At 47.8% G+C, this 25,132-nt stretch carries 27 protein-coding genes; 4 read left to right on the forward strand and 23 right to left on the reverse strand.

Translation table 11 applies throughout. The features are described 5' to 3' along the window. Positions 1 to 26 precede the first annotated feature (26 nt). The 5 genes from I8U27_RS10130 to I8U27_RS10150 form a co-directional block, all read right to left on the reverse strand. Positions 27 to 1,082 (reverse strand): phosphotransferase family protein, encoded by a 1,056-nt coding sequence (locus I8U27_RS10130; protein ID WP_181751936.1) that lies wholly within the window; start codon positions 1,080 to 1,082, stop codon positions 27 to 29. Further along, a complete protein-coding gene (locus I8U27_RS10135) occupies positions 1,082 to 1,522 on the reverse strand; it encodes an acyl-CoA thioesterase (protein ID WP_181751937.1) in 441 nt (146 codons plus the stop codon). The genes I8U27_RS10130 and I8U27_RS10135 overlap by 1 nt, the downstream gene beginning before the upstream one ends. Positions 1,523 to 1,625: 103 nt before the next feature. Next, complete coding sequence (locus I8U27_RS10140) at positions 1,626 to 2,507, reverse strand: 3-hydroxyacyl-CoA dehydrogenase family protein (protein ID WP_181751938.1); 882 nt, start codon at positions 2,505 to 2,507, stop codon at positions 1,626 to 1,628. 32 nt (positions 2,508 to 2,539) lie between these two features. Further along, the gene (locus I8U27_RS10145; protein WP_181751939.1) at positions 2,540 to 3,313 is read right to left on the reverse strand and encodes an SDR family oxidoreductase; all 774 of its coding nucleotides are present in this window, start codon (positions 3,311 to 3,313) and stop codon (positions 2,540 to 2,542) included. A gap of 32 nt (positions 3,314 to 3,345) precedes the next feature. Beyond that, positions 3,346 to 4,560, reverse strand: coding sequence for an acyl-CoA dehydrogenase family protein (locus tag I8U27_RS10150; protein WP_181751940.1), 1,215 nt, complete (start codon positions 4,558 to 4,560; stop codon positions 3,346 to 3,348). A gap of 163 nt (positions 4,561 to 4,723) precedes the next feature. Here I8U27_RS10150 and I8U27_RS10155 point away from each other — a divergent pair, with 163 nt between their 5' ends. Then, the gene (locus tag I8U27_RS10155) at positions 4,724 to 5,347 is read left to right on the forward strand and encodes a TetR/AcrR family transcriptional regulator (RefSeq protein WP_181751941.1); all 624 of its coding nucleotides are present in this window, start codon (positions 4,724 to 4,726) and stop codon (positions 5,345 to 5,347) included. 66 nt (positions 5,348 to 5,413) lie between these two features. Here the strand turns inward: I8U27_RS10155 and I8U27_RS10160 are convergent, their stop codons facing one another. After that, positions 5,414 to 5,938: a YfiT family bacillithiol transferase gene (locus tag I8U27_RS10160; protein ID WP_181751942.1), complete on the reverse strand. Its 525-nt coding sequence runs from the start codon at positions 5,936 to 5,938 to the stop codon at positions 5,414 to 5,416. Between the two features lie 220 nt (positions 5,939 to 6,158). On the opposite strand from I8U27_RS10160, the gene ilvA reads away from it, so the two are divergent. After that, positions 6,159 to 7,406 (forward strand): threonine ammonia-lyase IlvA, encoded by a 1,248-nt coding sequence (gene ilvA / locus I8U27_RS10165; RefSeq protein WP_181751943.1) that lies wholly within the window; start codon positions 6,159 to 6,161, stop codon positions 7,404 to 7,406. Between the two features lie 193 nt (positions 7,407 to 7,599). Here ilvA and I8U27_RS10170 read toward each other — a convergent pair whose 3' ends face one another. The 13 genes from I8U27_RS10170 to smc form a co-directional block, all read right to left on the reverse strand. Next, positions 7,600 to 7,965: a YraN family protein gene (locus I8U27_RS10170; RefSeq protein ID WP_181751944.1), complete on the reverse strand. Its 366-nt coding sequence runs from the start codon at positions 7,963 to 7,965 to the stop codon at positions 7,600 to 7,602. Between the two features lie 23 nt (positions 7,966 to 7,988). After that, positions 7,989 to 8,774: a ribonuclease HII gene (locus I8U27_RS10175; RefSeq protein ID WP_181751945.1), complete on the reverse strand. Its 786-nt coding sequence runs from the start codon at positions 8,772 to 8,774 to the stop codon at positions 7,989 to 7,991. Next, on the reverse strand, positions 8,755 to 9,648 hold the full coding sequence (gene ylqF, locus I8U27_RS10180) for a ribosome biogenesis GTPase YlqF (protein ID WP_181751946.1): 894 nt from the start codon (positions 9,646 to 9,648) through the stop codon (positions 8,755 to 8,757). The genes I8U27_RS10175 and ylqF overlap by 20 nt, the downstream gene beginning before the upstream one ends. A gap of 167 nt (positions 9,649 to 9,815) precedes the next feature. Then, positions 9,816 to 10,373, reverse strand: a complete 558-nt coding sequence (lepB, locus tag I8U27_RS10185; protein ID WP_181751947.1) for a signal peptidase I — start codon at positions 10,371 to 10,373, stop codon at positions 9,816 to 9,818. A 99-nt stretch (positions 10,374 to 10,472) separates the two neighbouring features. Next, entirely contained in the window at positions 10,473 to 10,823 is a 351-nt protein-coding gene (rplS, locus tag I8U27_RS10190) for a 50S ribosomal protein L19 (protein WP_181751948.1), read from the reverse strand. Positions 10,824 to 10,925: 102 nt separating this feature from the next. Beyond that, positions 10,926 to 11,672 carry a tRNA (guanosine(37)-N1)-methyltransferase TrmD gene (gene trmD / locus I8U27_RS10195; protein ID WP_181752033.1) on the reverse strand — a complete coding sequence of 249 codons (747 nt, stop codon included), beginning with the start codon at positions 11,670 to 11,672 and terminating at the stop codon, positions 10,926 to 10,928. A gap of 11 nt (positions 11,673 to 11,683) precedes the next feature. Next, the gene (rimM, locus tag I8U27_RS10200; RefSeq protein WP_181751949.1) at positions 11,684 to 12,214 is read right to left on the reverse strand and encodes a ribosome maturation factor RimM; all 531 of its coding nucleotides are present in this window, start codon (positions 12,212 to 12,214) and stop codon (positions 11,684 to 11,686) included. A gap of 27 nt (positions 12,215 to 12,241) precedes the next feature. Further along, positions 12,242 to 12,469, reverse strand: coding sequence for a KH domain-containing protein (locus I8U27_RS10205; protein ID WP_181751950.1), 228 nt, complete (start codon positions 12,467 to 12,469; stop codon positions 12,242 to 12,244). A gap of 33 nt (positions 12,470 to 12,502) precedes the next feature. Then, a complete protein-coding gene (gene rpsP / locus I8U27_RS10210; RefSeq protein ID WP_181751951.1) occupies positions 12,503 to 12,775 on the reverse strand; it encodes a 30S ribosomal protein S16 in 273 nt (90 codons plus the stop codon). A 36-nt stretch (positions 12,776 to 12,811) separates the two neighbouring features. Further along, positions 12,812 to 14,158 (reverse strand): signal recognition particle protein, encoded by a 1,347-nt coding sequence (gene ffh / locus I8U27_RS10215; RefSeq protein ID WP_181751952.1) that lies wholly within the window; start codon positions 14,156 to 14,158, stop codon positions 12,812 to 12,814. Between the two features lie 25 nt (positions 14,159 to 14,183). Next, positions 14,184 to 14,525 carry a YlxM family DNA-binding protein gene (gene ylxM, locus I8U27_RS10220; RefSeq protein WP_309506129.1) on the reverse strand — a complete coding sequence of 114 codons (342 nt, stop codon included), beginning with the start codon at positions 14,523 to 14,525 and terminating at the stop codon, positions 14,184 to 14,186. A gap of 371 nt (positions 14,526 to 14,896) precedes the next feature. Continuing rightward, on the reverse strand, positions 14,897 to 15,889 hold the full coding sequence (gene ftsY / locus I8U27_RS10225) for a signal recognition particle-docking protein FtsY (RefSeq protein ID WP_181751953.1): 993 nt from the start codon (positions 15,887 to 15,889) through the stop codon (positions 14,897 to 14,899). A 14-nt stretch (positions 15,890 to 15,903) separates the two neighbouring features. Then, positions 15,904 to 19,494, reverse strand: coding sequence for a chromosome segregation protein SMC (gene smc / locus I8U27_RS10230; protein ID WP_181751954.1), 3,591 nt, complete (start codon positions 19,492 to 19,494; stop codon positions 15,904 to 15,906). A 228-nt stretch (positions 19,495 to 19,722) separates the two neighbouring features. Here smc and I8U27_RS10235 point away from each other — a divergent pair, with 228 nt between their 5' ends. Together I8U27_RS10235 and I8U27_RS10240 are read left to right on the forward strand one after the other, a co-directional pair. Next, a complete protein-coding gene (locus I8U27_RS10235; protein ID WP_181751955.1) occupies positions 19,723 to 21,420 on the forward strand; it encodes a bifunctional metallophosphatase/5'-nucleotidase in 1,698 nt (565 codons plus the stop codon). 141 nt (positions 21,421 to 21,561) lie between these two features. Continuing rightward, positions 21,562 to 21,729: a hypothetical protein gene (locus I8U27_RS10240; protein WP_181751956.1), complete on the forward strand. Its 168-nt coding sequence runs from the start codon at positions 21,562 to 21,564 to the stop codon at positions 21,727 to 21,729. Positions 21,730 to 21,828: 99 nt separating this feature from the next. On the opposite strand, the gene I8U27_RS10245 is transcribed toward I8U27_RS10240, so the two are convergent. From I8U27_RS10245 to I8U27_RS10260, 4 genes are all read right to left on the reverse strand, one after another. Further along, positions 21,829 to 22,062: a hypothetical protein gene (locus tag I8U27_RS10245; protein ID WP_181751957.1), complete on the reverse strand. Its 234-nt coding sequence runs from the start codon at positions 22,060 to 22,062 to the stop codon at positions 21,829 to 21,831. Between the two features lie 502 nt (positions 22,063 to 22,564). Beyond that, positions 22,565 to 22,900 carry a tRNA-binding protein gene (locus I8U27_RS10250; protein WP_181751958.1) on the reverse strand — a complete coding sequence of 112 codons (336 nt, stop codon included), beginning with the start codon at positions 22,898 to 22,900 and terminating at the stop codon, positions 22,565 to 22,567. A 198-nt stretch (positions 22,901 to 23,098) separates the two neighbouring features. After that, positions 23,099 to 23,479, reverse strand: coding sequence for a DUF779 domain-containing protein (locus tag I8U27_RS10255; RefSeq protein ID WP_181751959.1), 381 nt, complete (start codon positions 23,477 to 23,479; stop codon positions 23,099 to 23,101). Between the two features lie 24 nt (positions 23,480 to 23,503). Next, positions 23,504 to 25,036, reverse strand: a complete 1,533-nt coding sequence (locus tag I8U27_RS10260) for an aldehyde dehydrogenase family protein (protein WP_181751960.1) — start codon at positions 25,034 to 25,036, stop codon at positions 23,504 to 23,506. Between the last annotated feature and the right edge of the window lie 96 nt (positions 25,037 to 25,132).

Consider the following 25,132-nt stretch of genomic DNA (forward strand, 5'->3'; position numbering starts at 1 on the left):
AATTTTGCCCATTTTTCACACTCCGGTCAACATTTATGGGCATATTGCCGGGCCAATTGGATCAGGGCATGAACGAGATCTCTCAGCCTGGAAAAGCGTTCGTCCTGTGTCTGCCCTTTTTTCCAGCGATAATAGATTTGCTGGCAAATAACTGCCAATTTAAAGTAGGCGAAAGCCAGATAATAATGGATATGAGAGAGATCACGCCCGCTTTTTTTGGCATAAGCTTCAATCCACTGTTCCCGGGTCATAAACCCCGGAAGCACCGTGACCGGGCGCTGCCCAAACGCTCTTTTTAAAAATTCCGGATCATTCTTCTCTGTCCAGTAGCTCAAGGCACATCCCAGATCAGCAAGAGGATCTCCAACCGTGGCCATTTCCCAATCAAACAGTCCCACCATTTTTGTCAGTTTTGAATCAAACATCACATTATTCAATTTATAGTCATAATGGATAATGGCAGGCTGCGGGGATGCGGGTATATGTTCCGCCAGTTGGCTGGTGAGAGTATCGACACCCGTGATTTCATCTGTTTTCACCCGCTGGTAGCGTTTGATCCATCCTTCCACCTGACGTTGTAAAAACCCTTGCGGCTTGCTGATCTCCTCCATTCCGGTTTCCCGGTAATCAATCGCATGCAGCTGGACCAGCGTATCCACCATCATTTGCGATAACTCACGACCTTTCGCTTCTGTGGGAGCCAGTCCTGCCGGAAAAGATGTGTCCACAACCACTCCTTTTCTTCTTTCCATCAGGAAAAACGGAGCTCCCACCACATCCGGGTCATCATGGTAAATCAGGGGTCTGGGGGCAAGGGGAAAAACCGGATGTACCTTATTCAATACCTTGTATTCACGACCCATATCATGTGCTTTAGGAGCAACAGGTCCCAGAGGAGGACGCCTCAACACAGCTTCCCAGTTTCCCGAGCGAATCAGATAAGTCAAATTGGAATGGCCGGCGGAAAATTGTTCAATTTTGAGTGGAGTTTCGGGCAGCTCGAAATGCGCCCGCAAAAAAGTTTCTAATCTTCCCGGATCCAGTTCTTCTCCCTTACGCACCGGAATCGTTTCTCCGGCCATTACCATGTCTCTCCCATTTTGTCCGCCAACCGATGATCAGTGAAAGAGATTTGATGAGCTTTCAGTTTCTGCCGCCAGTGATCAGGTATCGGTTCACTTCGTTGGCTGACAAAATTAAAATAGACGATCACCGATTCCGATTGTGCGATGGGTTCATTGCTTTTTGCATCCAGTATGCATTGAAACAGGCGAAAGCTTTTATTGCCGATTTGTTTCACGCCGGTTTGGACTATTAAGCGCTGGTTGGAGTAAGCCTGCCGCAGAAAATCACAGTGAATATGTCCTAAAATAAATGGCCATTCGGACAAAGTCATCGGCGTTCCCAACTGTTCGAAAAAATCAGTTCTCCCTTGCTCAAGGTAGATAAAATAACTGGTATTATTGACATGCCCAAGTGCATCCGTTTCACAAAAGCGCACTTTTATTTCCGTTTCCAACATGTGTGTCTTCCCCCTTCATTGATTCCACTTACCCGGTTAAGGAAAAAATTGTCCTTCAAAAGTTGTGTCTTAACCATGATCATCTTTAGGGCCGCTGACCGGTTTATTGGCGGATTCGCCCCTTTTCGTCATATTCATAAAAACCTTTGCCCGTTTTCCGGCCCAGTTCACCTTTTAAGACCTTTTCCTCTATTATCTTCGACGGTTGATCTTCAGGATTTCCTGTCTCTGCATATTGCTGTTTCATCACATAATAGATTACATCGATTCCAGACAGGTCGAAGAGTTGAAACGGCCCCAAAGGATGACGCAGTGCCCTGGTTACAATTAAGTCAATATCTTTATAGTCGGCAATGCCTTGCTCATACAATTGGAGAGCTTCCCTTTGCAGAGCCCCCAGAATCCGGTTGGCGACAAAGCCTGAAATCTCCTTCCTGAGCAAAACGCCTGTTCGGTTGATTTTTTCACAGACCTCCAGCGCTATTTGTGCTGTCTGTTCTGATGTTTTGCTGCTCATTACAACTTCTACGCAATCCATGACCAGTGGCGGAAAGAAAAAATGCATATTGCACACTTGATCCGGTCGGGAGGTCACATCAGCGATCAGCGAATTAACAATCGTTGAACTATTGGTGGCAAGAATCGCATGGGGAGGAGCGATTTTATCCAAACGGCGAAATACTTCCCGTTTCACCTCCAACTTTTCTACCACTGCTTCAATAACAAAATCAGCTTCTTTTGCTGCTTCTTCCAGGTCTGTGGTAAACGCAAGACGGGAAAACGCTGCTTCTTTGGCTTCTTGAGAAACCTTTCCTTTGCGTACCCAGTCAGCCATACGGTCATGCAACTTTGCTTCGGCCTGCTTCAGTGCCTGTTTTTCGATATCCTGCAAAATGGTTTGAAAACCGCCCAATGCACATAACATTGCAATTTGATGTCCCATGGAACCGCTTCCAATTACACAAATATTTTTGATATCAGCCATGTTTTATCTTCTCCTCTCCATCGATTCTTCGTTTACATTGCCTGCGTTCCACCATCAACGACCAGCACATGACCGGTAACGTAGTCGGAGGCAGGCGATGCCAAATAGACAACAGCCCCTTTCAGATCATGCTCAGTGCCAAACCGTTTGAGTGGTGTTTGTTCCAGTATCGCTTTCCCCCTGTACTCCAAAATTGCCTTTGACATTTTGGTTGGGAAAAAGCCGGGAGCAATGGCATTTATACGGACGTCATATGGAGCCAGCTTACAAGCCAGATCTTTGGTGAACGCGATTACCGCTCCTTTGCTGGCGTGGTATCCGATCGCATCCAGAATCCGGGGATCTGTTCCACCCAATCCGGCAACAGAAGCAATATTGATAATTTTTCCGGACCGCTGTTCGGCCATCTTCCGTCCCACCGCCTGAGACATCAAAAAAGTGCCGGTTACATTTACATCCATCACCATTTTAAATTTCTCCAACGGCATTTCAAGAGCGGGAGCTCCCCATGACACTCCGCTGTTATTGACTAATATATCGATGCCTCCAAATGTCTCAGCCGCTTTTTCCACGACTTGTTGCACCGCGGCCGGATCAGTAACATCACAGGGAAGGGCGAGGGATTGAACTCCCAGCTCCTTTAACCGGTCACTCACCTTTTGACAGGCTTCGATCTTTCGCGAACATACCACCACATTTGCTCCCGCCTCCGCCAGCCCAATGGAGATCTGCTCTCCCAATCCGCGACCGCCCCCCGTAACAATAGCCGTTTTCCCCTGTAAACTGAACAAATCATTGATATGCATGTGATTCCCTCCATTGTTTTTCCCGTGATAGATTACCCGCGCTGCGACTGCTCCTTTAACTCCAATCGGGCTACGGACATACGATGCACCTCATCCGGTCCATCAGCAATACGAAGTGTACGGGCATTGGCCCAATGCATGGCAAGCGGAAAATCATCTGACACACCGGCAGCTCCGAGCACCTGGATCGCCCGATCCAGTACTTTTAACGCTACATTCGGCGCCACCACCTTGATCATGGAAATTTCTTTGCGTGCTTTTTTGTTCCCCACACGATCCATCAGATAAGCTGCTTTCAATGTTAAAAGGCGGGCTTGCTCAATTTCGATACGGGAATCCGCGATCCATTGTTGAATCACGCCCTGTTCCGCAAGAAATTTTCCGAAAGAGACCCGCTTCTGCGCCCGTTGACAGAGGATCGCCAAAGCCCGTTCCGCTACTCCGATGAGCCGCATGCAATGATGGATGCGGCCCGGTCCCAGGCGGCCCTGAGCAATAGCAAACCCTTTACCTTCATCCCAAATCATGTTTTCTTTCGGCACCCGGACCTGGTTAAACACAATTTCCGCGTGTCCGTGAGGCGCATGATCATAACCGAAGACGGGAGTAGTCCGAATCACTTCAACGCCGGGAGTATCCAGTGGCACGATCATCATGGAATGACGTTCATGCCTCGGGGCATCCGGATTGGAAAGGCCCATCACAATGGCAAATTGGCAGCGCGGATCCCCGGCACCAGACGACCACCATTTCCGGCCGCTGATCACATATTCGCCGCCGTCCCGGTCAATCCGGGTTTGCATATTGGTAGCATCTGACGAAGCGACATCCGGTTCAGTCATCGAAAAACATGACCGAATCTCTCCATTAAGGAGGGGTTTTAACCACTTGTTTTTTTGCTCTGTTGTCCCATACTGGTGCAAAACTTCCATATTCCCCGTATCAGGTGCCGCACAATTAAAGACTTCGGGAGCAATAACCGAACGCCCTATCACCTCGCACAAAGGAGCATATTCCAGATTACTCAGCCCGGCACCATACCGGCTGTCCGGCAAAAACAGGTTCCACAATCCTTCTTCCCGTGCTTTCGCCTTCATTTCTTCCATAATCGGCGGACTCTCCCACCGGGTTGCTTGCCTGTTTAACTGTTCTTCGTAAACTTTCTCATTGGGATACACTACGCTCTCCATAAAATGTTCCAATCTGCGTTGCAATTCCTTCACCCTGGGGGAGAAAGCAAAATCCATGCCGGTTCCTCCTTCGTTACCACCTGATTGCTACTTTGACTATTATTATTAAATTGCGATAATATAATATATATCATTACTGACATAAATGTCATTTTATAATAATTGTCATATAATCATATATTATTGTCAATAGAAAGAATAATCAGGGGGGGCAGATCAGATGAATATGAAACCCAATCGACAACATCGCCGAAGAGAGAGAACGAAGAATGCCATCCGCCAGGCGGCCATGAAAATATTTTTAAAAACAGGCTTTCACCAGGCGAACGTAAAGGAGATTATGGATTTTGCCGATTTGGGCTACGGCACTTTTTACCAGTACTACAATTCCAAATTGGATGTTTTGCTTGAACAGGCAAACGAAGTATATGAAATGATCACCACTCGCTACCAAAAACCCCCTTCCAGCGAAAAAAGCATCTATCAACGGACGTTCAACAGCATTTACAATGTTCTGTTCACTTTCGACAGGCACAGAGATGTGATGACAGTACTAAAAAAGATCCGCCACACAGATCCGGAAGCAAATAAAGTGTGGGAAAAAATCATGCAAGAGTTGTTTCAGCGTTTAGAATTTGACATCACCTGGAGCATGGAAAAAGGACTTTGCCGGAATGTCAATCGGGATTTGGCCATCTCCGCCCTCTACGGGATGTGTCTTGGCGCCATTGATCACCTGCTGACTCAGGAAAAATCAAATGCCGATATTTTACAAATATCCAAAGAGGTTGCCTTACTTTTTAAAGAAGCAATCTTCATCACCGATGAAATGCCCCGGCTTTAAAAATGAGGGCGTCCAACTGCACTCCGCCGGACGCCGCTTGTGATTTTTATGTTTTAATAACTGACTCTACCATCCCATTCTTTTACGCAAAGAAGTAATATGTGCGATATGATGTTTCCCGTGCCAAACATATAATCCTAAGGCTTCATCCAATCTTTGCACTCCCCTTCTCGGGTGGCGAAAAGTTTTTGAAAAATCATCGGCCGTTAAAGATTGCAACAATAAATACCATCGATGGTGAAGGGCACTGAACAACTGGATCGATACAGAAATCGGTGCTTCGTTGGCATCTGTCAGGCTGGCCCATCCATCGATATTAAAAGAGGCTGTCATAGGATTCTCCTCTGTGAGACCGCATTTAAACCGTGTGTAATTGACCACGTGACTGTCGCATAGATGATGGACCACTTGTTTCAGTGTCCATCCTCCCGGTCGGTACGGTGTGTCCAGTTGTTCATCTGTTAACCCTTCCAGCGCTTGAGCAAGCATCTCGGGTATCATCTTCATTTCCTCGATCCATGTCTCCCTTTGTTCAGCCGTGATGTTCTCAGCTTGTTTGTATCGGCCGATTGGATAACGAAGCTCCTCCACTGCATTTCCCCCTTTTTTAAATCTTCATAAAACAGAATTTACATTCATTTTGTCCTGATCCATCCATTAGAATATTCCCAATTCCATTTATCTACTAAACTCCACGCGATGATAATAAGTTTTTACAAAAAAAGCAACCCATTTGCATCTGAATATGTTAAAATAATCTACTAATTATATCGGTTAAAGGATGAGAGCAGGGATGAGCGGAGTTCAATTCATGAGCAGAGTGAAAATTGAAGATATTATCATCGCCAATCAGGCGATGAAAGATGTAATCGTCAAAACCCCGTTACAGCGAAACCAGCTCCTGTCAGATTTTTATGATTGCAATATTTATTTGAAGCGGGAAGATCTTCAAGTGGTACGTTCTTTTAAAATAAGGGGAGCCTATAACACCATAAGAAGCTTGTCTGCTGATGAACTTGAGCGGGGGGTTGTGTGCGCTAGTGCCGGAAACCATGCACAGGGAGTATCCTATTCTTGCAAGCTGCTGGGAATTAAAGGAAAAATCTTTATGCCTGCGACAACCCCCAGACAAAAAGTTTCACAAGTGATGCACTACGGTGGCCCCTTTGTCGAAGTGATTTTATCCGGTGATACCTTTGATGATTCTTTTTTACAGGCTAAAGAATATAGTACCAAAGAGCAGATGCCGTTTATCCATCCATTTGATGATTACCGCACCATTGTCGGACAAGGGACGATTGGTGTGGAGATAATGAACGACATGGAGCAAGAGATTGACTATGTATTTGCAAGCATTGGGGGCGGGGGATTGGCCGCCGGGATCAGCTCTTACATAAAAAGCATTCACCCCGGGACAAAGATGATTGGTGCAGAGCCGTCCGGAGCCCCCGGGATGAAGAGGTCGTTTGAAGCCGGCAAGGTGGTTACACTGGAGAGTATCGACAAATTTGTAGACGGTGCGGCCGTCAAGCAAGTCGGACAATTTTCTTACCAGGTCTGCCGGGAACTGCTGGATGACATCATCCTGGTCCCTGAAGGAAAAATATGTACAACAATCTTAAAATTGTACAATGAAAATGCGATTGTGGTTGAACCGGCCGGGGCGCTCCCCATTGCCGCCCTGGATTTTTATAAAGAACAGATCAAGGGAAAAAACGTTGTCTGCGTCATCAGCGGCGGTAACAATGACATTGACCGCATGCAGGAAATCAAAGAGCGCTCTTTGATCTATGAAGGTTTAAAACATTACTTTATCATCAACTTCCCGCAACGTGCCGGGGCGCTCCGTGAGTTCCTAGATGATGTACTGGGCAAAACGGATGATATCACCCGCTTTGAATATACGAAAAAGAATAACAAGGATAACGGACCCGCCCTGGTGGGGATTGAACTGAAACACAAAGAAGATTACCAGCCGCTCATCAAACGGATGAAGCAAAAAGGATTCCCCTATATCGAGATCAATCATGACCCCAATCTGTTCAATCTGTTAATTTGAGGTTATTGTATCTCTTACCATAAAAACGAGCCTTTTTGATCGGAAGGCTCGTTTTGGTCTTCTTGGAAAACTTCTGATCATCTCTTACTTCCATCTTACGACCTTTAAATATTTTTTCTAATCATCCAAATGTTTGGATAAATTAAACCATGAGGCCGATGTGGTCCAACCGGCCCCATGGTTTATTATTTGCTCAAAATGCTGCTTCAATATGGTCCATTTGTACCGGAACCCTGTTTCGATCCAACAGTACAGAAACAACATCAAAACGTACTGGCACATGTTCTAACCGTTTTTGTTGAAGGTATTGCAAAGCTAAGCGACGCACTTTTTGCTGTTTGCGGATGTCAACAGACTGAAACCCAAATCCGAAGCGTGCTCCGCTGGTTGTGCGCACTTCAACAAAAACGACTTGTTCTCTATTCCTGGCAATAATGTCGAGCTCCCCCAACCGGCTCGACCAATTTCTGTCCAGGATTTCCCATCCTTTCTTTAACAGGTATTGTGCCGCCTCATCTTCCCCGGCTTTTCCTACTTGCTTGCGCCGGTCTCCACTCATATGGCCCACCCCTTCAACAGTTCTTAAAGGGTTTGAGATTTTAAACAATCCCGAACAGGTGCAAAACTGCGGCGATGAATAGGGCTTGGCCCCCATTTTTTTAATGCTTCCAGGTGTTCCGGCGTGCTGTAACCCATATGGCGGTCAAAACCGTATCCCGGATATTTTTCAGCTGCTTTGGCCATCCACTCATCTCTCGTTGTTTTCGCAATGATAGAAGCAGCAGCAATCGAGTGGCTGAGAGAGTCTCCTTTGACAATCCCTTCTTGCGGTATGGAAATGCCCGGAATCCGTACAGCATCTGCCAAGATAAATTCCGCCGCAGGAGTGAGTTGTTCCAATGCCAATCTCATTGCGTGGTAAGTTGCTTGCAGGATATTATATTTGTCTATGTATTCAACATCGGCGATTCCAACACCAATGGAGACCGCCTGCTGTTCAATCCGCCTTTTCAGCTGATTTCTTTTTTCTGCTGACAATTGTTTGGAATCATTCAAACCCGTCACGTCAAAATCTGATGGAAGGACAACCGCCGCCGCAACCACAGGGCCTGCCAATGGCCCCCGACCTGCTTCATCCACACCGGCAATTGTTTTATATCCTTTTTCCTGGCACTTCCGCTCCATCTGCCACAACGCCTCTAAGCGGGCGGCTTCTTTTTGTTGGCGTTCCTGTTCTTTCAAATAAGACTGCACCATTTTGCGAACCCCAACCCGTGAATCAGCAAGAAGTTCATCTAACATCTTCTGTGAAAGAACTGGCTGTTCCTGCTCCAGCCACCTTTTCAGTTCACGAATCGTTTTGCCCATCAGCTTCAACTCCCCCGTCCGAATGCCAATCCCCGGGCATTTCCATCGTAACCTTCCCGATCCGGCCGGAACGAAGATCATTTAACAGGATCTCAGCCACTTTTTCAAAGTTAATCTCTCCGCCCTTTTGCAAACAGCCACGCTTCTTCCCGATTTCCGTCAATAATCCAACCCCTGAGAGAGAAAGATCTTTTAGTTTGTACCGTTCCGCGAGAAATTGAGGGTATCGGTCAGACAGGTAATTCACTGCATAAAGAGCTACTTCCTCCAGCGGCAATATCTCTTCTTTGATGGCACCACTCGCCGCCAAACGCAACCCGACCTCGGAATCATCAAATTTCGGCCACAGGATTCCCGGGGTATCCAATAGTTCCATCGTTTTACCAATCCGAATCCACTGCTGCGCTTTGGTCACCCCCGGACGATCTCCCGTAACAGCGGCAGTCCGTTTCGCTAAGCGGTTAATCAAGGAGGATTTCCCGACATTGGGGATTCCCAGCACCATGGCCCTCACTTGTCTGGAACGGATCCCCTTTTTCTCTCTTGTCGCAAATAAAGGCTGCAACAGTTTTTCACTGGCTGGCTGAATCTGGCCTACACCTTTTCCCGTTTTTGCGTCCACAGGCAGAGCACTCATCCCCTGCGAATGAAAAAAGTCCAACCACGCCTTATTTCCCCGTTCATCCGCCAGATCACACTTGGTAAGCAATAGTAAACGCGGCTTGTGTTTGACCAGGTCATCAATCATGGGATTGCGGCTGGAAAGAGGCAAGCGTGCATCTAAAAGCTCAAACACAATATCGACCAGCTTTAATTTTTCTTCTACCTGACGGCGGGCTTTCGCCATATGTCCCGGAAACCATTGTATACTCATCTGTTGTCACCTGCTTATTTATCCTGTGAACGATTTCCCATTTCAAGAAGTTCACAGGGCTTCATCCAAAATTTGCTTGGAGATTGGTTGATAAAAGAGCTTGATTGTCAAGCATCCTTGAAAATCAAGCTCCCGGCTCTCTGATCACTGTTATTGCAACCTTACTTCTACCATAAAAATCCAAAATCCTGGAAAGGCCAATAGATAAGATCGGCTCTTCCGATGATTTTTTTCATAGAAACAGGTCCAAATTCGCGACTGTCGCTACTGTCTGTGCGATTATCCCCCAGGACAAACACATGTCCCGGCGGCACCTTTCTCATATCAAAATCCTGAGTTCGCGTATGTTCAGATATATATGGTTCGTTGACAATTTTTCCATTGATCATCAGTTTATTATTTTTCGCTTCTACCGTTTCACCGGGCAAAGCAACCACGCGTTTTACATAATCTTTATGTTCTACGGCATGAAAGACGATGACTTCACCAGGTTTAGGATCACGTAACTTATAGATCAACTTATTGACAATTACCAAGTCCCCCGAATGCATCGTTTCTTTCATAGAAGGGCCGGAAACATTAAAAGGTTCCAAGATAAATAAACGGATGAGAATAGCAAGAACGACAGCTAGTAGAAAAGCCTGGGTCCATTCCCAAGTCTTTGTTTTCCCCAATGACTTTTTTTGCTTTCGCAATCGTTCTGAACGAGGGGCAAACGTGCTCATGGGGACCTCCTGCATTTTCACTCTCAGCATCTTTCAAACGAAACATGCGACAAAAGGGCTTGAGATTCAAGCCCTTCGTCCAATGATAAACTTTCAGCCCTATTTTTGATGTGCTTCTTTGATTCGAGCTGCTTTACCACGGAGTTTACGCAGGTAGAACAGTTTCGCACGGCGCACTTTACCGCGGCGAACCACTTCAATTTTATCAATACGCGGGGAATGAAGCGGGAAAGTACGTTCCACACCGACTCCGTAGGAAATTTTACGAACAGTGAAAGTTTCGGACACACCACCGCCACGGCGTTGGATCACAACACCTTCAAAGACCTGAATCCGTTCGCGTTGTCCCTCTTTTACTTTCACGTGAACGCGCAGGGTATCACCCGCACGGAACAATGGAATGTCCTGACGAAGTTGTCCTTCGGTAACTGCACGAAGAGTTGGATGCATGATAGTACCTCCTTCCGTTAAGAGATGATCTTCAAACATTTTCGGATTTCATCAACGTTTTTGAACGGAGAATATTGTAACACACGGCCTGATTGAAAACAATTACTCATCACGGTCAAAATCCCGTTCCAGCTCTCTCAGGTAGGCACGATCTTCCTCAGTTAAAGGTGCTGTCTGAAGCAGATCGGGCCGCCTTTCCCACGTGCGCCGCAACGCTTGCCGGCGGCGCCACTGTTCGATGCGAAGATGGTGTCCGGAGAGCAAGACATCCGGCACACGATACCCGCGATACTCGGCAGGTCTCGTATACTGTGGATATTCCAGCAACCCGGAGGAAAAGGAATCGAGCGTGGCTGAGTTTTCATTGCCAAGGACGCCGGGGATCAGACGGCTCACGCTGTCAATAACCACCATGGCGGGTAATTCTCCGCCAGTGAGTACATAGTCCCCGATGGAAATTTCCTCAGTCGCCACATGCTCGCGAATCCGCTCATCATATCCCTCGTAATGTCCACACAGAATGATGAGATGCGAGTAACGGGCCAGTTCCTCAGCTTTTTGCTGTGTAAAAGGTTCCCCTTGAGGTGACATCAGCAAAACCGGCGGGCGTACGGGCAGATCTTGTACAAGATAATCCACTGCTTCAAAGATCGGTTCAGGCTTTAACACCATGCCCCCACCCCCGCCATACGGGGTGTCATCAACGGTTCGGTGCTTATCTGTGGAAAAGTCCCGAAAGTTGATGACCGAGGTTTCCACTAACCCCTTTTCATATGCTTTTTTGATGATACTGGTATTCAGGAAACCCTGAAACATCTCTGGAAAAAGGGTTAACACATCAAATCTCATTTTGGCCAATATTATCCCAAACCTTCCATCCACTCGATCATGATCCGCCCGTTTTCTGTGTCCACTTCTTTCACAATATCCTCAATATAGGGGATAAGGATTTCTTTTCCGTTTTCTTCTGAACGAACCACCCACACATCATTGGCAGGGTACGGCAAAATCTCTTTCACTGTCCCGAGCATGTCACCATCTGTTGTCATCACCCGACAACCGATGATCTGGTGGAAATAGAACTCCCCTTTGTCTTCATCGACAGGAGCTAAGTCGCTTTTCAAAACAACTAACTTTCCGCCTTTGTACGGCTCCGCTTCATTGATGTTGTCCCACTCATGGAACTTGAGCAAATAAGCGGATTTGTGGGTGCGGCATTTCTCCACGGTCAGCGGGAGAGGATCGGATAAATCACGATGCAAAAGAAGGAGTTGATTTCCGGGTGCAAACCGCACTTCGGGAAAATCGGTATCAGAGAGAACGCGAACTTCTCCGCGGATGCCATGGGTTCCGACCAGTCGTCCCACATGTAAATATTCAGCTGAGCTCATCCACATCCTCCCCTGTCACTATAAACATTAAACGATTTCGACCCATACACGCTTGTTCTCCTTCAACGCTGCCGCGTTGACAACGGTACGAATCGCCTTGGCGACCCGCCCTTGTTTTCCGATCACTTTGCCCATATCTTCACTTGCCACGGATAATTCATAGACGACAGCCCGCTCTGTGATTCGTTCTTTCACGCTTACCTGCTCGGGATGATCTACCAGAGACTGAGCAATCAATTCAATCAGTTCTTTCATCTTCGACCCTCCGGCCATCCGTTCAAAAAACCATTATTTTTGGTATTTCGTTTCGTGCACTTTTTTCAGGATACCTTCCCGGCGGAACAAATTGCGGACGGTATCAGATGGTTGTGCACCATTTGAAAGCCATTTGAGCGCTTTATCTTCATCGATTTTCACTTGCGCCGGCTCGGTAAGCGGATTGTAGTATCCGATCTCCTCAATAAAGCGGCCATCGCGAGGAGAGCGGGCATCAGCTACAACCACACGATAAAAAGGAGCTTTTTTCGCACCCATACGTTTTAAGCGAATCTTTACTGCCATACCTTTCACCTCCTCAACAGGATAACGATTGATCTATCACATAAACGGGAAACGGAAACCCCGCTTTTTCTTTTTCGCACCCTTTGTCATTCCTGAGAACTGTTTCATCATTTTTTTCATATCGTCAAACTGTTTGAGCAAACGGTTTACATCCTGTACCGTAGTGCCGCTTCCCTGTGCGATGCGTTTGCGGCGGCTGGCGTTAATAATCTCCGGATGAAGTTTTTCTTTGGGAGTCATGGAGCGGATAATCGCCTCCACACGGCCCAGTTGCTTTTCATCCACCTGCAGGTTTTTCAGTCCTTTGATCTGGCCGGCACCGGGAAGCATAGACAGCATATCCTCGAGCGGCCCCATCTTGCGCACTTGTTGCAATTGATCGAGAAAATCTTCAAAAGTGAGTGTTTGCGTACGCATCTTCCGTTCCAGATCTCTGGCTTTTTCCTCATCTACTGCAGATTGCGCTTTTTCGATCAGCGTGAGGACATCACCCATCCCCAGGATGCGGGAAGCCATTCGATCCGGATAGAAAGGTTCCAGGGCATCCGTTTTTTCACCCAGACCGACAAATTTGATCGGACAGTTTGTGACCGCTTTGACTGAGAGGGCAGCCCCCCCGCGAGTATCCCCGTCAAGCTTGGTCAGTACCACACCTGTTAAACCGAGCTCACGGTTAAAGCTCTCGGCGACATTGACGGCATCCTGACCGGTCATCGCATCGACGACGAGCAAAATCTCATCCGGTTGGATGGTATCGCGGATTTGCTTCAGTTCGTCCATCATCGTTTCGTCGATGTGCAAACGGCCCGCCGTATCGATGATTACATAGTCAAACCCGTCTTGTTTCGCTTTGTCCGCCCCTTGTTTGGCAATCTTTACCGGACTTTCCTTGTCACCAAGGGAAAAGACGGGTGTATTCAGATCTTTCCCCAGCACTTCCAATTGCCTGATTGCCGCCGGGCGGTAGATGTCACCCGCTACCAACAGGGTGCGTCGGTTTTGCTTCATCAGATAACGTGCTAACTTGCCGGAGGTTGTCGTTTTACCGGCACCTTGCAACCCCACCATCATGATTTTGGTTGGCGGGCGGCTGGCTTGAACAAGCTTGCTCTGCTCTCCCCCCATCAGTTGCGTCAGCTCTTCATTCACTACTTTGATCACTTGCTGACCAGGGGTTAAGCTTTTGAGCACTTCTTGTCCGATGGCCCGCTTTTTGACGTTGTTAACAAACTCTTTTACCACCTTAAAGTTGACGTCCGCTTCAAGGAGGGCCAGACGAACTTCCCGCATCGCCTCTTTCACGTCCGCCTCGCTCACTTTGCCTTTTCCGCGCAACCTTTGCATGACGGCTTGCAGTCGTTCGGATAATCCTTCAAATGCCATGGTGCCACCTCCCTATTTCAACCTGTTAATCTATGTCTACCAGCTCACTGACAAACGGTTTAACAATTGCTCGTGCTTCCGGCATCTCTTCTAAACGCTGCAGCAACTCCTCAGCGATCTTCTGGCGCTTCAGATGCTTTTGCAGTAAACCCAGTTTCTCCTCAAGATCTGTCAGCGTGGCTTGAGCCCGCTTGATCGCTTCAAATACGGCCTGACGCGAAACGCCCTGGTGCTCGGCGATCTCACCGAGTGACCAATCATCATGATAGTACAGTTCCAGCAATGTCCGTTGTCTTTCCGTCAACAACAGGCCGTAGAAATCATAGAGAAGGTTCATTTCAGTGGTTTGCTCCAGCACAGGAGTCACCTCTCACGACACCGTCAAGGCGTTTGCCTTTACAGGTTAATACTATAGCGAAGAAAAAATCATCTGTCAAGGTTTTTTACTTGATAAGATAAACTGATTTACAAACACATGTTCTTTTGTTAATATTTACCTAAGTTACTCTTTGAAAAGTGGATAGTATATCGGGTTGTGGAAGCCAATCGTCTTGCATGTAAAATGCTATGCGTACCTGATTGGCCAGACTGAAAAGCGAAAACCAGGCAGTAAGTCTGGCCTGAGAAGTAGCAACTAAATTCTCTTTAAACCGTGGGGCTCACGGGGTTAGCTCGGTAAACTTCTCTTCGATCGAAGGGATTACCCAAGAATCCCCCGCATTCATGCGTGGAGAGTGGTCAAGCCTCCACTTCTTCCTGTTCGATGGCATCCTTAAACATCGCGTGCAAAAACTGCTCTGAATCAAACTCCTGGAGATCATCCGCTTTTTCCCCCAGTCCGACAAACTTGACCGGAAGTTGCAGCTCATGGCTGATCGAAACCACAATTCCGCCTTTAGCTGTACCGTCCAGCTTGGTCAAAACAATGCCGGATACGTTGACTGCTTCTCCAAATTGCCTGGCTTGAATCAAAGCATTTTGTCCTGTGGTGGCATCAAGCACCAGCAGAACTTCATGGGGAGCACCAGGGACCTCCCGCTGTACAACCCGGTGAATTTTTTTCAGCTCTTCCATCAGGTTCACTTTATTTTGCAAACGGCCAGCGGTATCACATAAAAGAATGTCCGCTTTCCTTGATTTAGCCGCTTGGATGCCATCATAGATAACCGCTGCCGGATCAGCCCCTGCCTGGTGTTTGATCACATCGACACCGACACGGCGCCCCCAGGTTTCCAACTGTTCAATCGCACCAGCACGGAACGTGTCTCCAGCAGCCAGTACCACTTTTTTGCCCTCTTGCTTGAAATGATGGGCCAGCTTCCCGATCGTTGTCGTTTTGCCCACACCGTTAACCCCGACAAACAAAATGACGGTCAAGCCTTCCTGGTTCATGGTCAACTGATTGGCCTGCTCCTCCCTGGTGAGCATCTCGCCGATCATCTCAGACAGCAGGGGCTGAAGCTCGGACGGGTCCTTTACCTTTCGCTCCTTTACTTCCTCACGAAGCCGTTCCACCAGGTCCATGGTTGTTTTAACACCAACATCGGCACTGATGAGGATTTCTTCCAGCTCTTCATACAACTCTTCATCAATCTTATTGCGGCCCGTGAACAAATCGTTCATCGCCCCGACGAGGGATGAACTTGTTTTGCTCAAGCCGGACATAAATTTTTGCGTGACTGATTCAGTCTTACTGGCAACACTTTCTTTCAACCGTTTAAAAAAACTCATCTGGTTCCCTCCACTTAACCGTGTGTTGCGGCAATCTCTCTTTGTCCATCATACTCTTCCAGTTTAACAGATACCAGTTTGGAAACGCCGGACTCTTGCATCGTAATCCCGTACAACACATCTGCGCCCTCCATCGTCTGTTTGCGATGGGTAATAATGATAAATTGGGTCCTGCTGGCAAATTTCCGCAAATAGCGGGTAAAACGGGTCAAGTTGGCTTCATCGAGAGCAGCATCCACTTCATCCAGTACGCAGAAAGGAACCGGTTTTACGCGCAAAACGGCAAATAAAAGGGCAATAGCCGTGAGCGCCCGCTCCCCGCCTGACAGCAGCGTTAAGTTTTGCAATTTTTTGCCGGGAGGCTGGGCCACGATTTCCACTCCCGTTTCCAGCAGATGATCGGGATCTGAAAGGTGAAGATCAGCTCGCCCTCCGCCGAACATCTGGACAAATACATGCCGGAACTCGGCGCGGATCAGTTCAAAACTCTCTTCAAAGCGTTTTCCCATCTCCGCTTCCATCTGAGAGATAATCTCATACAATTTCTGTTTGGCTTCCAGCAGATCAGCCTCCTGGGTTTTGAGAAACTGAAGGCGTTCCGTTAAACGCTGATGTTCCTCAATCGCCCCCAGATTCACTTCTCCCAGTGCCGCCAGCTGAGACTTCAGCGAGCGTACTCTGCGCTCAGCTTGCCCGGATTCATCCGGTAGTTCGTAAGTTTCTTTGGCGCGCTCAAAACTGATCTCATACTCTTCGGCGAGCTTCTGCAACAGATGGTTGAGTTCTACATCCAGCCGGTTTACCCGCACTTCCTGGTCCTTCAGGACTGCTTCCTGTTTTCGCAACTGTTGCTGGGTCAACCGGACATCCTGTTCTTGTGCATCCCGGTCGCGAATCATTCGCTCCCGCTTTTGCCGCACATCACCCAAACGGATTTGAACCTGTTCTTTTTTTGACCGCAGTTGTTCAATCCGGCGATCAAGCTGTTCCATCTCCTGCAAATGGCTTTCCCTTTGTTCCTCCAGCAAGTGGAATTCATTCTCTGTATCCCTTTGTTGCTTTTGTACGCGTGTCAACTCGCTTTGCACGCGTTCGAGATTTTCTTCCAGATTGGCAGTTTCCTGGTTCAGGCGGGCCAGTGCCACCTTCCATTCCGTGATTTTCTCTCCTGCTTCCTCTTTGCTTGTCTCCTGTTGTTTTACTTGAACCCGGATTTGTTGGATGAGAATGTCAAGTTGCTCATTCTCTTGCTCCAACTGCTTCATTTGCCGGTCCAGCTCCTCCAGGTGTGCAGTAATCGTTTGTTGTTTGGCCGTCAACTCTTGACGCTCTTCAGCCACTTGCTCTAAATGTTCATTGACCGTGTGTCGCTGAATCGAGAGTTCCCGTTCCAGCCCGCGGAGTTCTTGTTCTTTGACACGGCGCTCTTCACCGCGGACACGTACTTGTTCCCACTCTTGTTCAATATGGGCTTTTTGTTGTTCCAGGCTCTCCAGTTGCCGGGAAACCTCACTCCAGATCTCCTTTGCCGAAGCGATCTCCTTCTCCAGTTCCTCCAGTTGTCTGGATCGTCCCAACAGATTTGTTTTAGATGGATGACGACTTCCACCACTCATAGAACCGCCCGGATTTACCACATCTCCCTCTAAGGTAACCACCCGGAAGCGGTACTGCAGTTGGCGCGCGATCCGGTTGGCTTGCTCCAGCGTCTCCGCAACAATGACTAAACCGAGCAAATGCTGCACCAGCCCGCGATAACGTTCAGCGCTGTGTACCAAATCAGCGGCTACCCCGACAAAGCCGGAGAGATTTTTTAATTTCGCCAGATCTGCGGCAGGGAGATAGCGGCCTTGCAAAACATCAAGCGGAAGAAAAGTAGCCCGGCCTAAACGTTTTTCTTTTAAATAGGAAATCCCCTGGCGGCCGGTGTGTTCATCTTCAACAACCAAATGTTGCAAAGCTCCGCCTAGTGCCGTTTCCATCGCCGCTTCGTATTTTACCGGAACCTGAATCAACTGGGCAACGGCACCATGAACTCCTTTCAATGATCCCGCACCTCGGTCTCGGGCCTGAAGGATTTCTTTCACGCCCTGGAAAAACCCCTGGTGTTCGGTTTCCATCTCTTTCAACAGTTCCCACTGGGACCGCAGTCGGTTTAACTGTTGTTCCGCCTTGCGATTTCGTTCAAACAGAGCCTTTTCTTCCCGTTCGATTTCGCTTTTTCTTTGAGCCAGCGAACGAATTTGTTCAGCTGCCTGTTTCAGTTCCGCTTCTACCGCTGACAATTGATCCGCGAGATCGCTTGTCCTCCCGGTGTGCAACTGTTTTTGCTCATACAGGTTTTCTTCCTGCTGTTCCAGTGATTGCAATCGTTCTACCAACTGTTTCAGTTGCTCATTGGCGTATTGCTTTTCGCTGCGGAGAGCGACAAGTTGATTGCCCTGAAGTTGCAATCGCTCTGTCAGTTCAGCCAACTGTTCCGCTGAGTTTTCCCTGGTGAGCGATATTTTCTGCTGCACCGCACCCAATTCACACTCCGCACGGGCCAGTTCCTGTTTTTTCTCCGCCAGCCGCTGACGAATACGCTCCTCCTCTTTTTGTAAACGATCCAACTCCTCCGCCAGATGCTGCATCCGCTCCGCCAGTTGCTGCTCTGAAAACTGGCGATTGCGAGTCCGCTCCAGGTAAACTTCCTTTTGCCCCTCGGCTTTCTCCAGTTCCTCGCTTACGGTGAGGAGTTCGCTTTGCATCTGCTCCCAGGTTTGTTCGTGTTCATTTAATTGAAATTTCAGCTCTTCCAGTGCCGCTTCCTTTTTGCTAACCTCTGCCGATAGAGTGACTTGTTCTTCAGTCAGCTGCTTTATATCACGAGTGGCTTGTTGCCACTGTTCATGCAGCGTTTCAATCTTATGTACATACAAGCCTACTTCCACTTTTTGCAGTTCCGTCTTCAACTCTTTAAACTGTCTGGCTTTTTCCGCCTGTATCTCCAGTGGTTGTACCTGAGTATCCAATTCATGAATCAAGTCGTGAATCCGGGACAGATTTTGTTCTGTACCGTCAAGTCTTTTTTCCGCTTCTTTCTTTCGCGCCTTATATTTGACAATTCCGGCAGCTTCCTCAAAAATCGCCCGCCGGTCCTCCGACTTCGTACTGAGGATCTCATCAATCTTCCCTTGTCCAATCATGGAATAGGCATCTTTTCCGATCCCCGTATCCATAAACAGCTCATTGATATCCTTCAGGCGGCACAACTGTCTGTTGAGGAAATACTCACTTTCCCCTGAGCGGTACACACGACGGGTGACAGTCACCTCGGTATAATCAACGGGAAGGCGGCGTTCGCTATTGTCAAAAGTCATCGATACCTCACAATAACCGACCGGTTTTCGTGAATCGCTTCCGGCAAAGATAACATCTTCCATTTTGGCTCCCCGCAGTGATTTGGCACTCTGTTCTCCCAGAACCCAGCGGATTCCGTCTGTCACATTGCTTTTGCCACTCCCGTTGGGTCCGACTACGGCCGTCACACCCGGAACAAATTCCAGTTCCGTCCGATTGGCAAATGATTTAAAACCTGTCATTTCCAAACGTTTCAGGTACATAGCCACACCTCCCCTCACATTCATTAACTGATATATTTTATCACAAATAGATTGGAAAAGAGACCCTGTCATTAACGGTTCCCTACGACAAACCCCATCTGCTACTTTCCGTTTATTGCATAGCATCAGTAAATAAATCCAAAAATGTTCAGAATAAATTCCGCTTTCCTTTTGTTCCCGCCTTTTGTAGACTGATAATGGCCCTAATTATTTATAAGGAGGTCTGTTATGTCAACGAAAAGAAACTTTTGGCTCCCTTTTCTGTCTGTTCTTTTAAGTATTGCACTAGTAGCCGGATATCCCTTCTTCCGGGCAGAAGCAAAAGAAAAGAAAACGGCTCATCTTACCATTATGTCAACCAGTGACTTGCACGGATTTATCACTCCGATTAATTACACGGATAATAGCCCCGCTAATCACGGTTTAGCAAAAATCGCCACTCTGGTAAAACAAGTCAGAAAGCAAAATCCGGAAGCTTTGCTGTTCGATAGCGGCGACACCATCCAGGGATCGCCGATGGAGTACTACCATGCCCGGATTGACAACAAACCGATCGATCCAATGATGTTAGCCATGAACTTCCTTCAATACGATGCAATGGCAATCGGCAACCATGAATACAACTATGGGCGCCAGGTAATGGAAAAAGCTAAGGCAGAAGCAAACTTCCCCTGGCTTTCCGCCAACACGCTGAAAAAAGGGACAGATGATGTTTACACCAAACCTTACAAAATCATCAAGATGAAAAACGGTCTCCGCGTTGGTGTACTGGGCCTCACCACCCAAAAAGTGCCGAACTGGGAAGATCCCAAAAACATTGCCCATCTCGACTTTATCGATGTGGTAAAAGCGGCTAAAAAATGGGTGCCGATCATGAAGAAAAAAGAAAAAGCAGACGTAATCTTCGTTTCCTACCACGGCGGGCTGGAGCACAAACAAGAGGCCGATGGAACCATTACCCCCCTTCCCCAGACCGACGGCGAAAACCAGGTTTACCAGTTGGCGACCCAGGTCAAAGGGATTGATGTCATCCTCGCCGGACACATGCATACCCCTCTCGCCGATGTGCGCGTAAACGGCGTACTCATCACCGAACCGAACAAATGGGGCTCCCACTTATCGGTGGTAGATATGGAACTGCAAAAGCAGAGAGGACGCTGGATCGTTACAGATAAAAAAGCGAAGCTGCTGGATGCTTCTACCGTCGAGGCAGATCCGCAAATTTTAAAGTTAACACGATGGTATGAAGAACAAACACAGGCTTTCCTGGACAAACCGGTCGGTAAAATCAACGGAGATATGACCGTCACTGACCCACACTACACCCGTACTCATGATACGGCCTTGATTGAGTTTATCAACAAGGTACAAATGGAAACGAGCGGCGCCGACATCTCTGCGGCTTCCCTCTTTAACAACGATGTGCCGGGACTGCCTGAAGACGTAACCACCCGCGATATCTTAAGCACCTATGTCTACACAAACACCTTAAAAGTAATCCGTGTCAAAGGATCAGATATCAAAGCCTCCCTGGAGCAGACCGCCACTTACTTCAAACAGAACAATGGCTCTGAACCGGTGGAAGTCAATCCCAAATTTATCATTCCCAAAGTGCAGCACTACAATTACGACATGTGGGAAGGGATTAAATATACGATTGATGTATCAAAACCTGAAGGGCAACGGATCGTGGAATTGACCGATCTGAATGGACAACCCCTCGATATGAACAAAGAGTATGATGTCGCCCTGAATAACTACCGTGCCGGCGGTGGCGGTGGTTACCCGATGTTCTCCGGGAAACCGGTGGTGAAAGATATAAATATTGAAGTATCCGAGTTGATCACCAACTACATCAGGGAAAAAGGGTCTGTCAATGCAGAAGTGGACAATAACTGGAAGATTATTGGCGGGATCGTAGATTAGACACTGCTTTATGAAAAAACCAGTGCTTCCCTGGCGGTTTTGTAACCGCAGGATGCGCTGGTTTTTTTAGTGTATCAAGCCGGATACATCCTTTTTCTCATCCTGTACATCATAAATAAGAAGATGAAAGAGGTGATGTAAATGAAACAAAAACAAAATCCAACTGCAAAAGTTACCGAAAAGAAAGATCAAAACAGTGATAAATTGGGACTCGACCTGGAGCTGCCGTCAAACTATGAAAACAGCCTGGGCGGACACCCGAAAAACCTGACGGACTTTGAGGTTCAACGGGCACCGGGCCGGTTATAAGGTTTGTCTCTGATTTAGATATGTTGCACGATAAAAAATAACCCCTCTGCCGCCCATTGCAAAACGGCAGCAGAGGTTTACAAGCGAAATCCCTGTCCCTTACAGATCAGTCTCCATCTCAGGATTTTCCTCCCGAATGCGAAATACCCGTCTCTCCAAAACTAAGACTCTTCTTTCCAAATTTCGAATCCGCTGGTTTTGTTGCCGCACAGTAGCCTCTAAAGCGGCAACCCGCTGGGCAAGCCCCCTCTGTTGTGAAGGATGGGCAGGGGAAGGATAATATTGTTCAGGATACTGACTCAAAAACATTTGATCAGGATAATTATAATACATCATTGAACCTCCAGTTTTTTTCTTCAGCTTATGTAACGTTTAGGATTTCGGGCACTTGTCCCATCCAGAATGGGCAGGGCTCTTTTCCATACGGGTCTGGTGATTCCCCAAAAAAGCCGGCAGCCTTGCGAGGCCGCCAGACCCGGGTTAACAATAAAATCGCAGGACTCTGTTTTAATCCTCTTAATGAGGTGTATCTCATTAATTCACTCCAATATAATGGTCCGGTTCATCATTTCAATGGCGTTTCAATCTTCTTGATGAAGTTGATTCGAAGGTGTGTCCAATGACGTGGCCCGTCTGAAGGGAGGTTTCAATCTTCTTGATGAAGTGTATCTCATTGATACCGCAGACCTCAAAGTCCTTGGTGTACAAGGCTTTCGACACTCATTTCCGAACACCTCCTGGACCTTCGCCGAAGCTGTAGGTGTTCGGAAATCGAATCACAAACTGCAAATTTCTATATGCGCAGGCCCAACTCTTATATCCAAACACCATCACATCAATACACCCGGCTCCCCAATGGTGCATCATGCTCCAGTTGTAACAATGAAACTCCGCCTTCTTTAGACATAACTCCCAACACCAATACCTCCGACATGAAGTCCGCGATCTGCTTTGGCGGGAAATTGGTCACGGCGATCACCTTTCTGCCTGGTAAGTCTTCCAGCTGATAGTGCTTGGTAATCTGTGCACTGGACTTTTTGATGCCGTATTCACCAAAATCTATCCACAGTTTGTATGCCGGGCGGCGGGCTTTTGGAAATTCTTCAGCGCGGATAATTTGTCCAACACGCATTTCCACTTTCTCAAAGTCATCATATGTACAAAGGCTCATAACAAATCTCTCCTCTGAATACACTTGATCTTTATAGAATCAGCATCGATGGGGACGTGCTTTTCGCAAGTAAGAAACTACCTGACTATAAAATATATTAAACCATCTTACTTTTCTCTAAACAAGGGACAAGCCCTCTCCAATAAAAAAAGCGGGCAGAAAACTCCTGCCCGGCTGGCTCCATCCACTTACTATTTTTCACTTATGACCGAATTGAACAGGCTCCAGGTGCTCTCTTTCTTCCTGAGTGTAAAGGCGGGAATGAATCAGAAAACGCACCCCGAGCGGAATTTCCAGTGAAAAGGAAGCACCGCGGCCTTTTGTCACATCGACGGTGATCTGGGTATGCTGCCAGTATTCAAATTGAGAACGGGACATGTAAAACGGGCATCCGTCGATTTCTCCCAGCAGGACATCGCTGCTTCCGACACGAAACTGTCCCTTTTTGAAACACATGGGCGAGGAGCCGTCACAACAGCCGCCGCTTTGATGAAACATCAGATCTCCGTTCTTTTCCCGAAGTTGTTTGATTACCTTTCTTGCTTCATCTGTAACAAGCACACGCTTCACACGTTCCATCCCGATTTCCCTCTTCCAATTTGTTTAAAAGAAACCCATGGCATTTTTATCATAGGAGATCAGCATATTTTTGGTCTGGCGGTAATGTTCCAGCATCATTTTATGGGTTTCGCGGCCGATTCCGGACTGTTTGTAACCACCGAATGCGGCATGAGCCGGATAGAGGTGATAACAGTTGACCCAGACCCGGCCTGCATCAATCTTGCGGGCAATTTGATAGGCCTGGTGCATGTCGCGGGTCCACAATCCGGCCCCTAATCCGTAAAGCGTATCGTTGGCAATCTCCAGCAATTCTTTCTCGTCTTTAAAGGTTGTGACTGAGACAACCGGGCCGAATATCTCTTCCTGAAAGATGCGCATTTTGTTATTTCCGGCAAAAACAGTCGGTTCAATGTAGAAGCCGTCTGGATAGCGCTCGTTTTGATACGCTTTTCCCCCGGCGAGACATTTGGCTCCTTCGTCCCGCCCCAGTGCCAGATAGCTTAAAATCTTTTCATACTGGTCGTTGGATGCCTGTGCTCCCATCATGGTCCCCAGTTCCAGCGGGTCTCCCATTTTGATTTTGCTGACCCGGTCCAGCGCTTTCTCCATAAATGGGTCATAGATGGACTCCTGGATCAACGCCCGGGAAGGACAGGTACATACTTCACCCTGGTTGAGGGCAAACATGGTGAACCCTTCGAGCGCTTTGTCCAAAAAGGCATCATCCCGGCTAAATACACTTTCAGTGAAGATATTGGGCGATTTCCCCCCCAGCTCCAGGGTAACCGGCTTGATGTTTTCTGACGCATATTGCATAATCAGGCGCCCGGTGGTTGTTTCTCCGGTAAAAGCCACTTTTCCGACGCGCGGCGATGTAGCGAGCGGTTGTCCCGCCTCCGGACCATATCCATTGACAATATTGAGGACACCCGGCGGGAGCAGGTCTGCAATCAGCTCGGCAAACAGAAGGACGGTGACCGGAGTTTGTTCCGCCGGTTTAAGGACGACACAGTTTCCGGCCGCCAATGCGGGAGCCAGTTTCCACGCCGCCATCAGCAACGGGAAGTTCCAGGGGATAATTTGCCCAACCACTCCAATCGGCTCTTTGATATGCATGGAAAGCGTATGGGCATCCAGCTCCGAAACGCCGCTTTCCTCTCCGCGGATCACCCCGGCAAAATAACGAAAATGGTCAATCGCCAGCGGAAGATCCGCATTTAATGTCTCCCGGATCGGCTTTCCGTTGTCCCACGTCTCGGAAAGGGCAAATTTTTGCAGATTTTCTTCCAGACGATCCGCAATTTTGAGCAATATATTGCTCCGCTCAGCGGGAGAGGTATTTCCCCACTTCTCTCTCACTTCATGCGCCTTTGTTAAAGCCAGATCAATATCTTCCTTTTGTGAACGGGCCACTTTGGTAAATACCTGGCCATTAACCGGAGAATAATTGTCAAAGTATTCCCCGCCAAGAGGAGCCACCCATTCCCCTCCGATGAAATTATCGTACCTGGGTTTGTACTGAACCAGGCTTCCCTCCGTATTGGGGGCTTTGTAGCTGGACAGAGTCATGCTCATGATGGGCCATCCTCCTTCATATTTGTAAGATGATCGTTCATTTAAATATAATTGCAAAAAATATGCCAACTCGTTTTTAAAGAGATCAGGCGCTAC

Source organism: Paenactinomyces guangxiensis, assembly GCF_016055185.1.
GTDB classification, from domain to species: domain Bacteria; phylum Bacillota; class Bacilli; order Thermoactinomycetales; family Thermoactinomycetaceae; genus Paenactinomyces; species Paenactinomyces guangxiensis.

What these genes read in the sequence shown, in the direction of transcription:
- I8U27_RS10130 (WP_181751936.1), bottom strand. Translation starts at nt 1,082, where the DNA reads ATGGCCGGAGAAACGATTCCGGTGCGTAAGGGAGAAGAACTGGATCCG.
- I8U27_RS10135 (WP_181751937.1), bottom strand. Translation starts at nt 1,522, where the DNA reads ATGTTGGAAACGGAAATAAAAGTGCGCTTTTGTGAAACGGATGCACTT.
- I8U27_RS10140 (WP_181751938.1), bottom strand. Translation starts at nt 2,507, where the DNA reads ATGGCTGATATCAAAAATATTTGTGTAATTGGAAGCGGTTCCATGGGA.
- I8U27_RS10145 (WP_181751939.1), bottom strand. Translation starts at nt 3,313, where the DNA reads ATGCATATCAATGATTTGTTCAGTTTACAGGGGAAAACGGCTATTGTT.
- I8U27_RS10150 (WP_181751940.1), bottom strand. Translation starts at nt 4,560, where the DNA reads ATGGATTTTGCTTTCTCCCCCAGGGTGAAGGAATTGCAACGCAGATTG.
- I8U27_RS10155 (WP_181751941.1), top strand. Translation starts at nt 4,724, where the DNA reads ATGAATATGAAACCCAATCGACAACATCGCCGAAGAGAGAGAACGAAG.
- ilvA (WP_181751943.1), top strand. Translation starts at nt 6,159, where the DNA reads ATGAGCAGAGTGAAAATTGAAGATATTATCATCGCCAATCAGGCGATG.
- I8U27_RS10170 (WP_181751944.1), bottom strand. Translation starts at nt 7,965, where the DNA reads ATGAGTGGAGACCGGCGCAAGCAAGTAGGAAAAGCCGGGGAAGATGAG.
- I8U27_RS10175 (WP_181751945.1), bottom strand. Translation starts at nt 8,774, where the DNA reads ATGGGCAAAACGATTCGTGAACTGAAAAGGTGGCTGGAGCAGGAACAG.
- ylqF (WP_181751946.1), bottom strand. Translation starts at nt 9,648, where the DNA reads ATGAGTATACAATGGTTTCCGGGACATATGGCGAAAGCCCGCCGTCAG.
- lepB (WP_181751947.1), bottom strand. Translation starts at nt 10,373, where the DNA reads ATGAGCACGTTTGCCCCTCGTTCAGAACGATTGCGAAAGCAAAAAAAG.
- rplS (WP_181751948.1), bottom strand. Translation starts at nt 10,823, where the DNA reads ATGCATCCAACTCTTCGTGCAGTTACCGAAGGACAACTTCGTCAGGAC.
- trmD (WP_181752033.1), bottom strand. Translation starts at nt 11,672, where the DNA reads ATGAGATTTGATGTGTTAACCCTTTTTCCAGAGATGTTTCAGGGTTTC.
- rimM (WP_181751949.1), bottom strand. Translation starts at nt 12,214, where the DNA reads ATGAGCTCAGCTGAATATTTACATGTGGGACGACTGGTCGGAACCCAT.
- I8U27_RS10205 (WP_181751950.1), bottom strand. Translation starts at nt 12,469, where the DNA reads ATGAAAGAACTGATTGAATTGATTGCTCAGTCTCTGGTAGATCATCCC.
- rpsP (WP_181751951.1), bottom strand. Translation starts at nt 12,775, where the DNA reads ATGGCAGTAAAGATTCGCTTAAAACGTATGGGTGCGAAAAAAGCTCCT.
- ffh (WP_181751952.1), bottom strand. Translation starts at nt 14,158, where the DNA reads ATGGCATTTGAAGGATTATCCGAACGACTGCAAGCCGTCATGCAAAGG.
- ftsY (WP_181751953.1), bottom strand. Translation starts at nt 15,889, where the DNA reads ATGAGTTTTTTTAAACGGTTGAAAGAAAGTGTTGCCAGTAAGACTGAA.
- smc (WP_181751954.1), bottom strand. Translation starts at nt 19,494, where the DNA reads ATGTACCTGAAACGTTTGGAAATGACAGGTTTTAAATCATTTGCCAAT.
- I8U27_RS10235 (WP_181751955.1), top strand. Translation starts at nt 19,723, where the DNA reads ATGTCAACGAAAAGAAACTTTTGGCTCCCTTTTCTGTCTGTTCTTTTA.
- I8U27_RS10240 (WP_181751956.1), top strand. Translation starts at nt 21,562, where the DNA reads ATGAAACAAAAACAAAATCCAACTGCAAAAGTTACCGAAAAGAAAGAT.
- I8U27_RS10245 (WP_181751957.1), bottom strand. Translation starts at nt 22,062, where the DNA reads ATGTATTATAATTATCCTGATCAAATGTTTTTGAGTCAGTATCCTGAA.
- I8U27_RS10250 (WP_181751958.1), bottom strand. Translation starts at nt 22,900, where the DNA reads ATGAGCCTTTGTACATATGATGACTTTGAGAAAGTGGAAATGCGTGTT.
- I8U27_RS10255 (WP_181751959.1), bottom strand. Translation starts at nt 23,479, where the DNA reads ATGGAACGTGTGAAGCGTGTGCTTGTTACAGATGAAGCAAGAAAGGTA.
- I8U27_RS10260 (WP_181751960.1), bottom strand. Translation starts at nt 25,036, where the DNA reads ATGAGCATGACTCTGTCCAGCTACAAAGCCCCCAATACGGAGGGAAGC.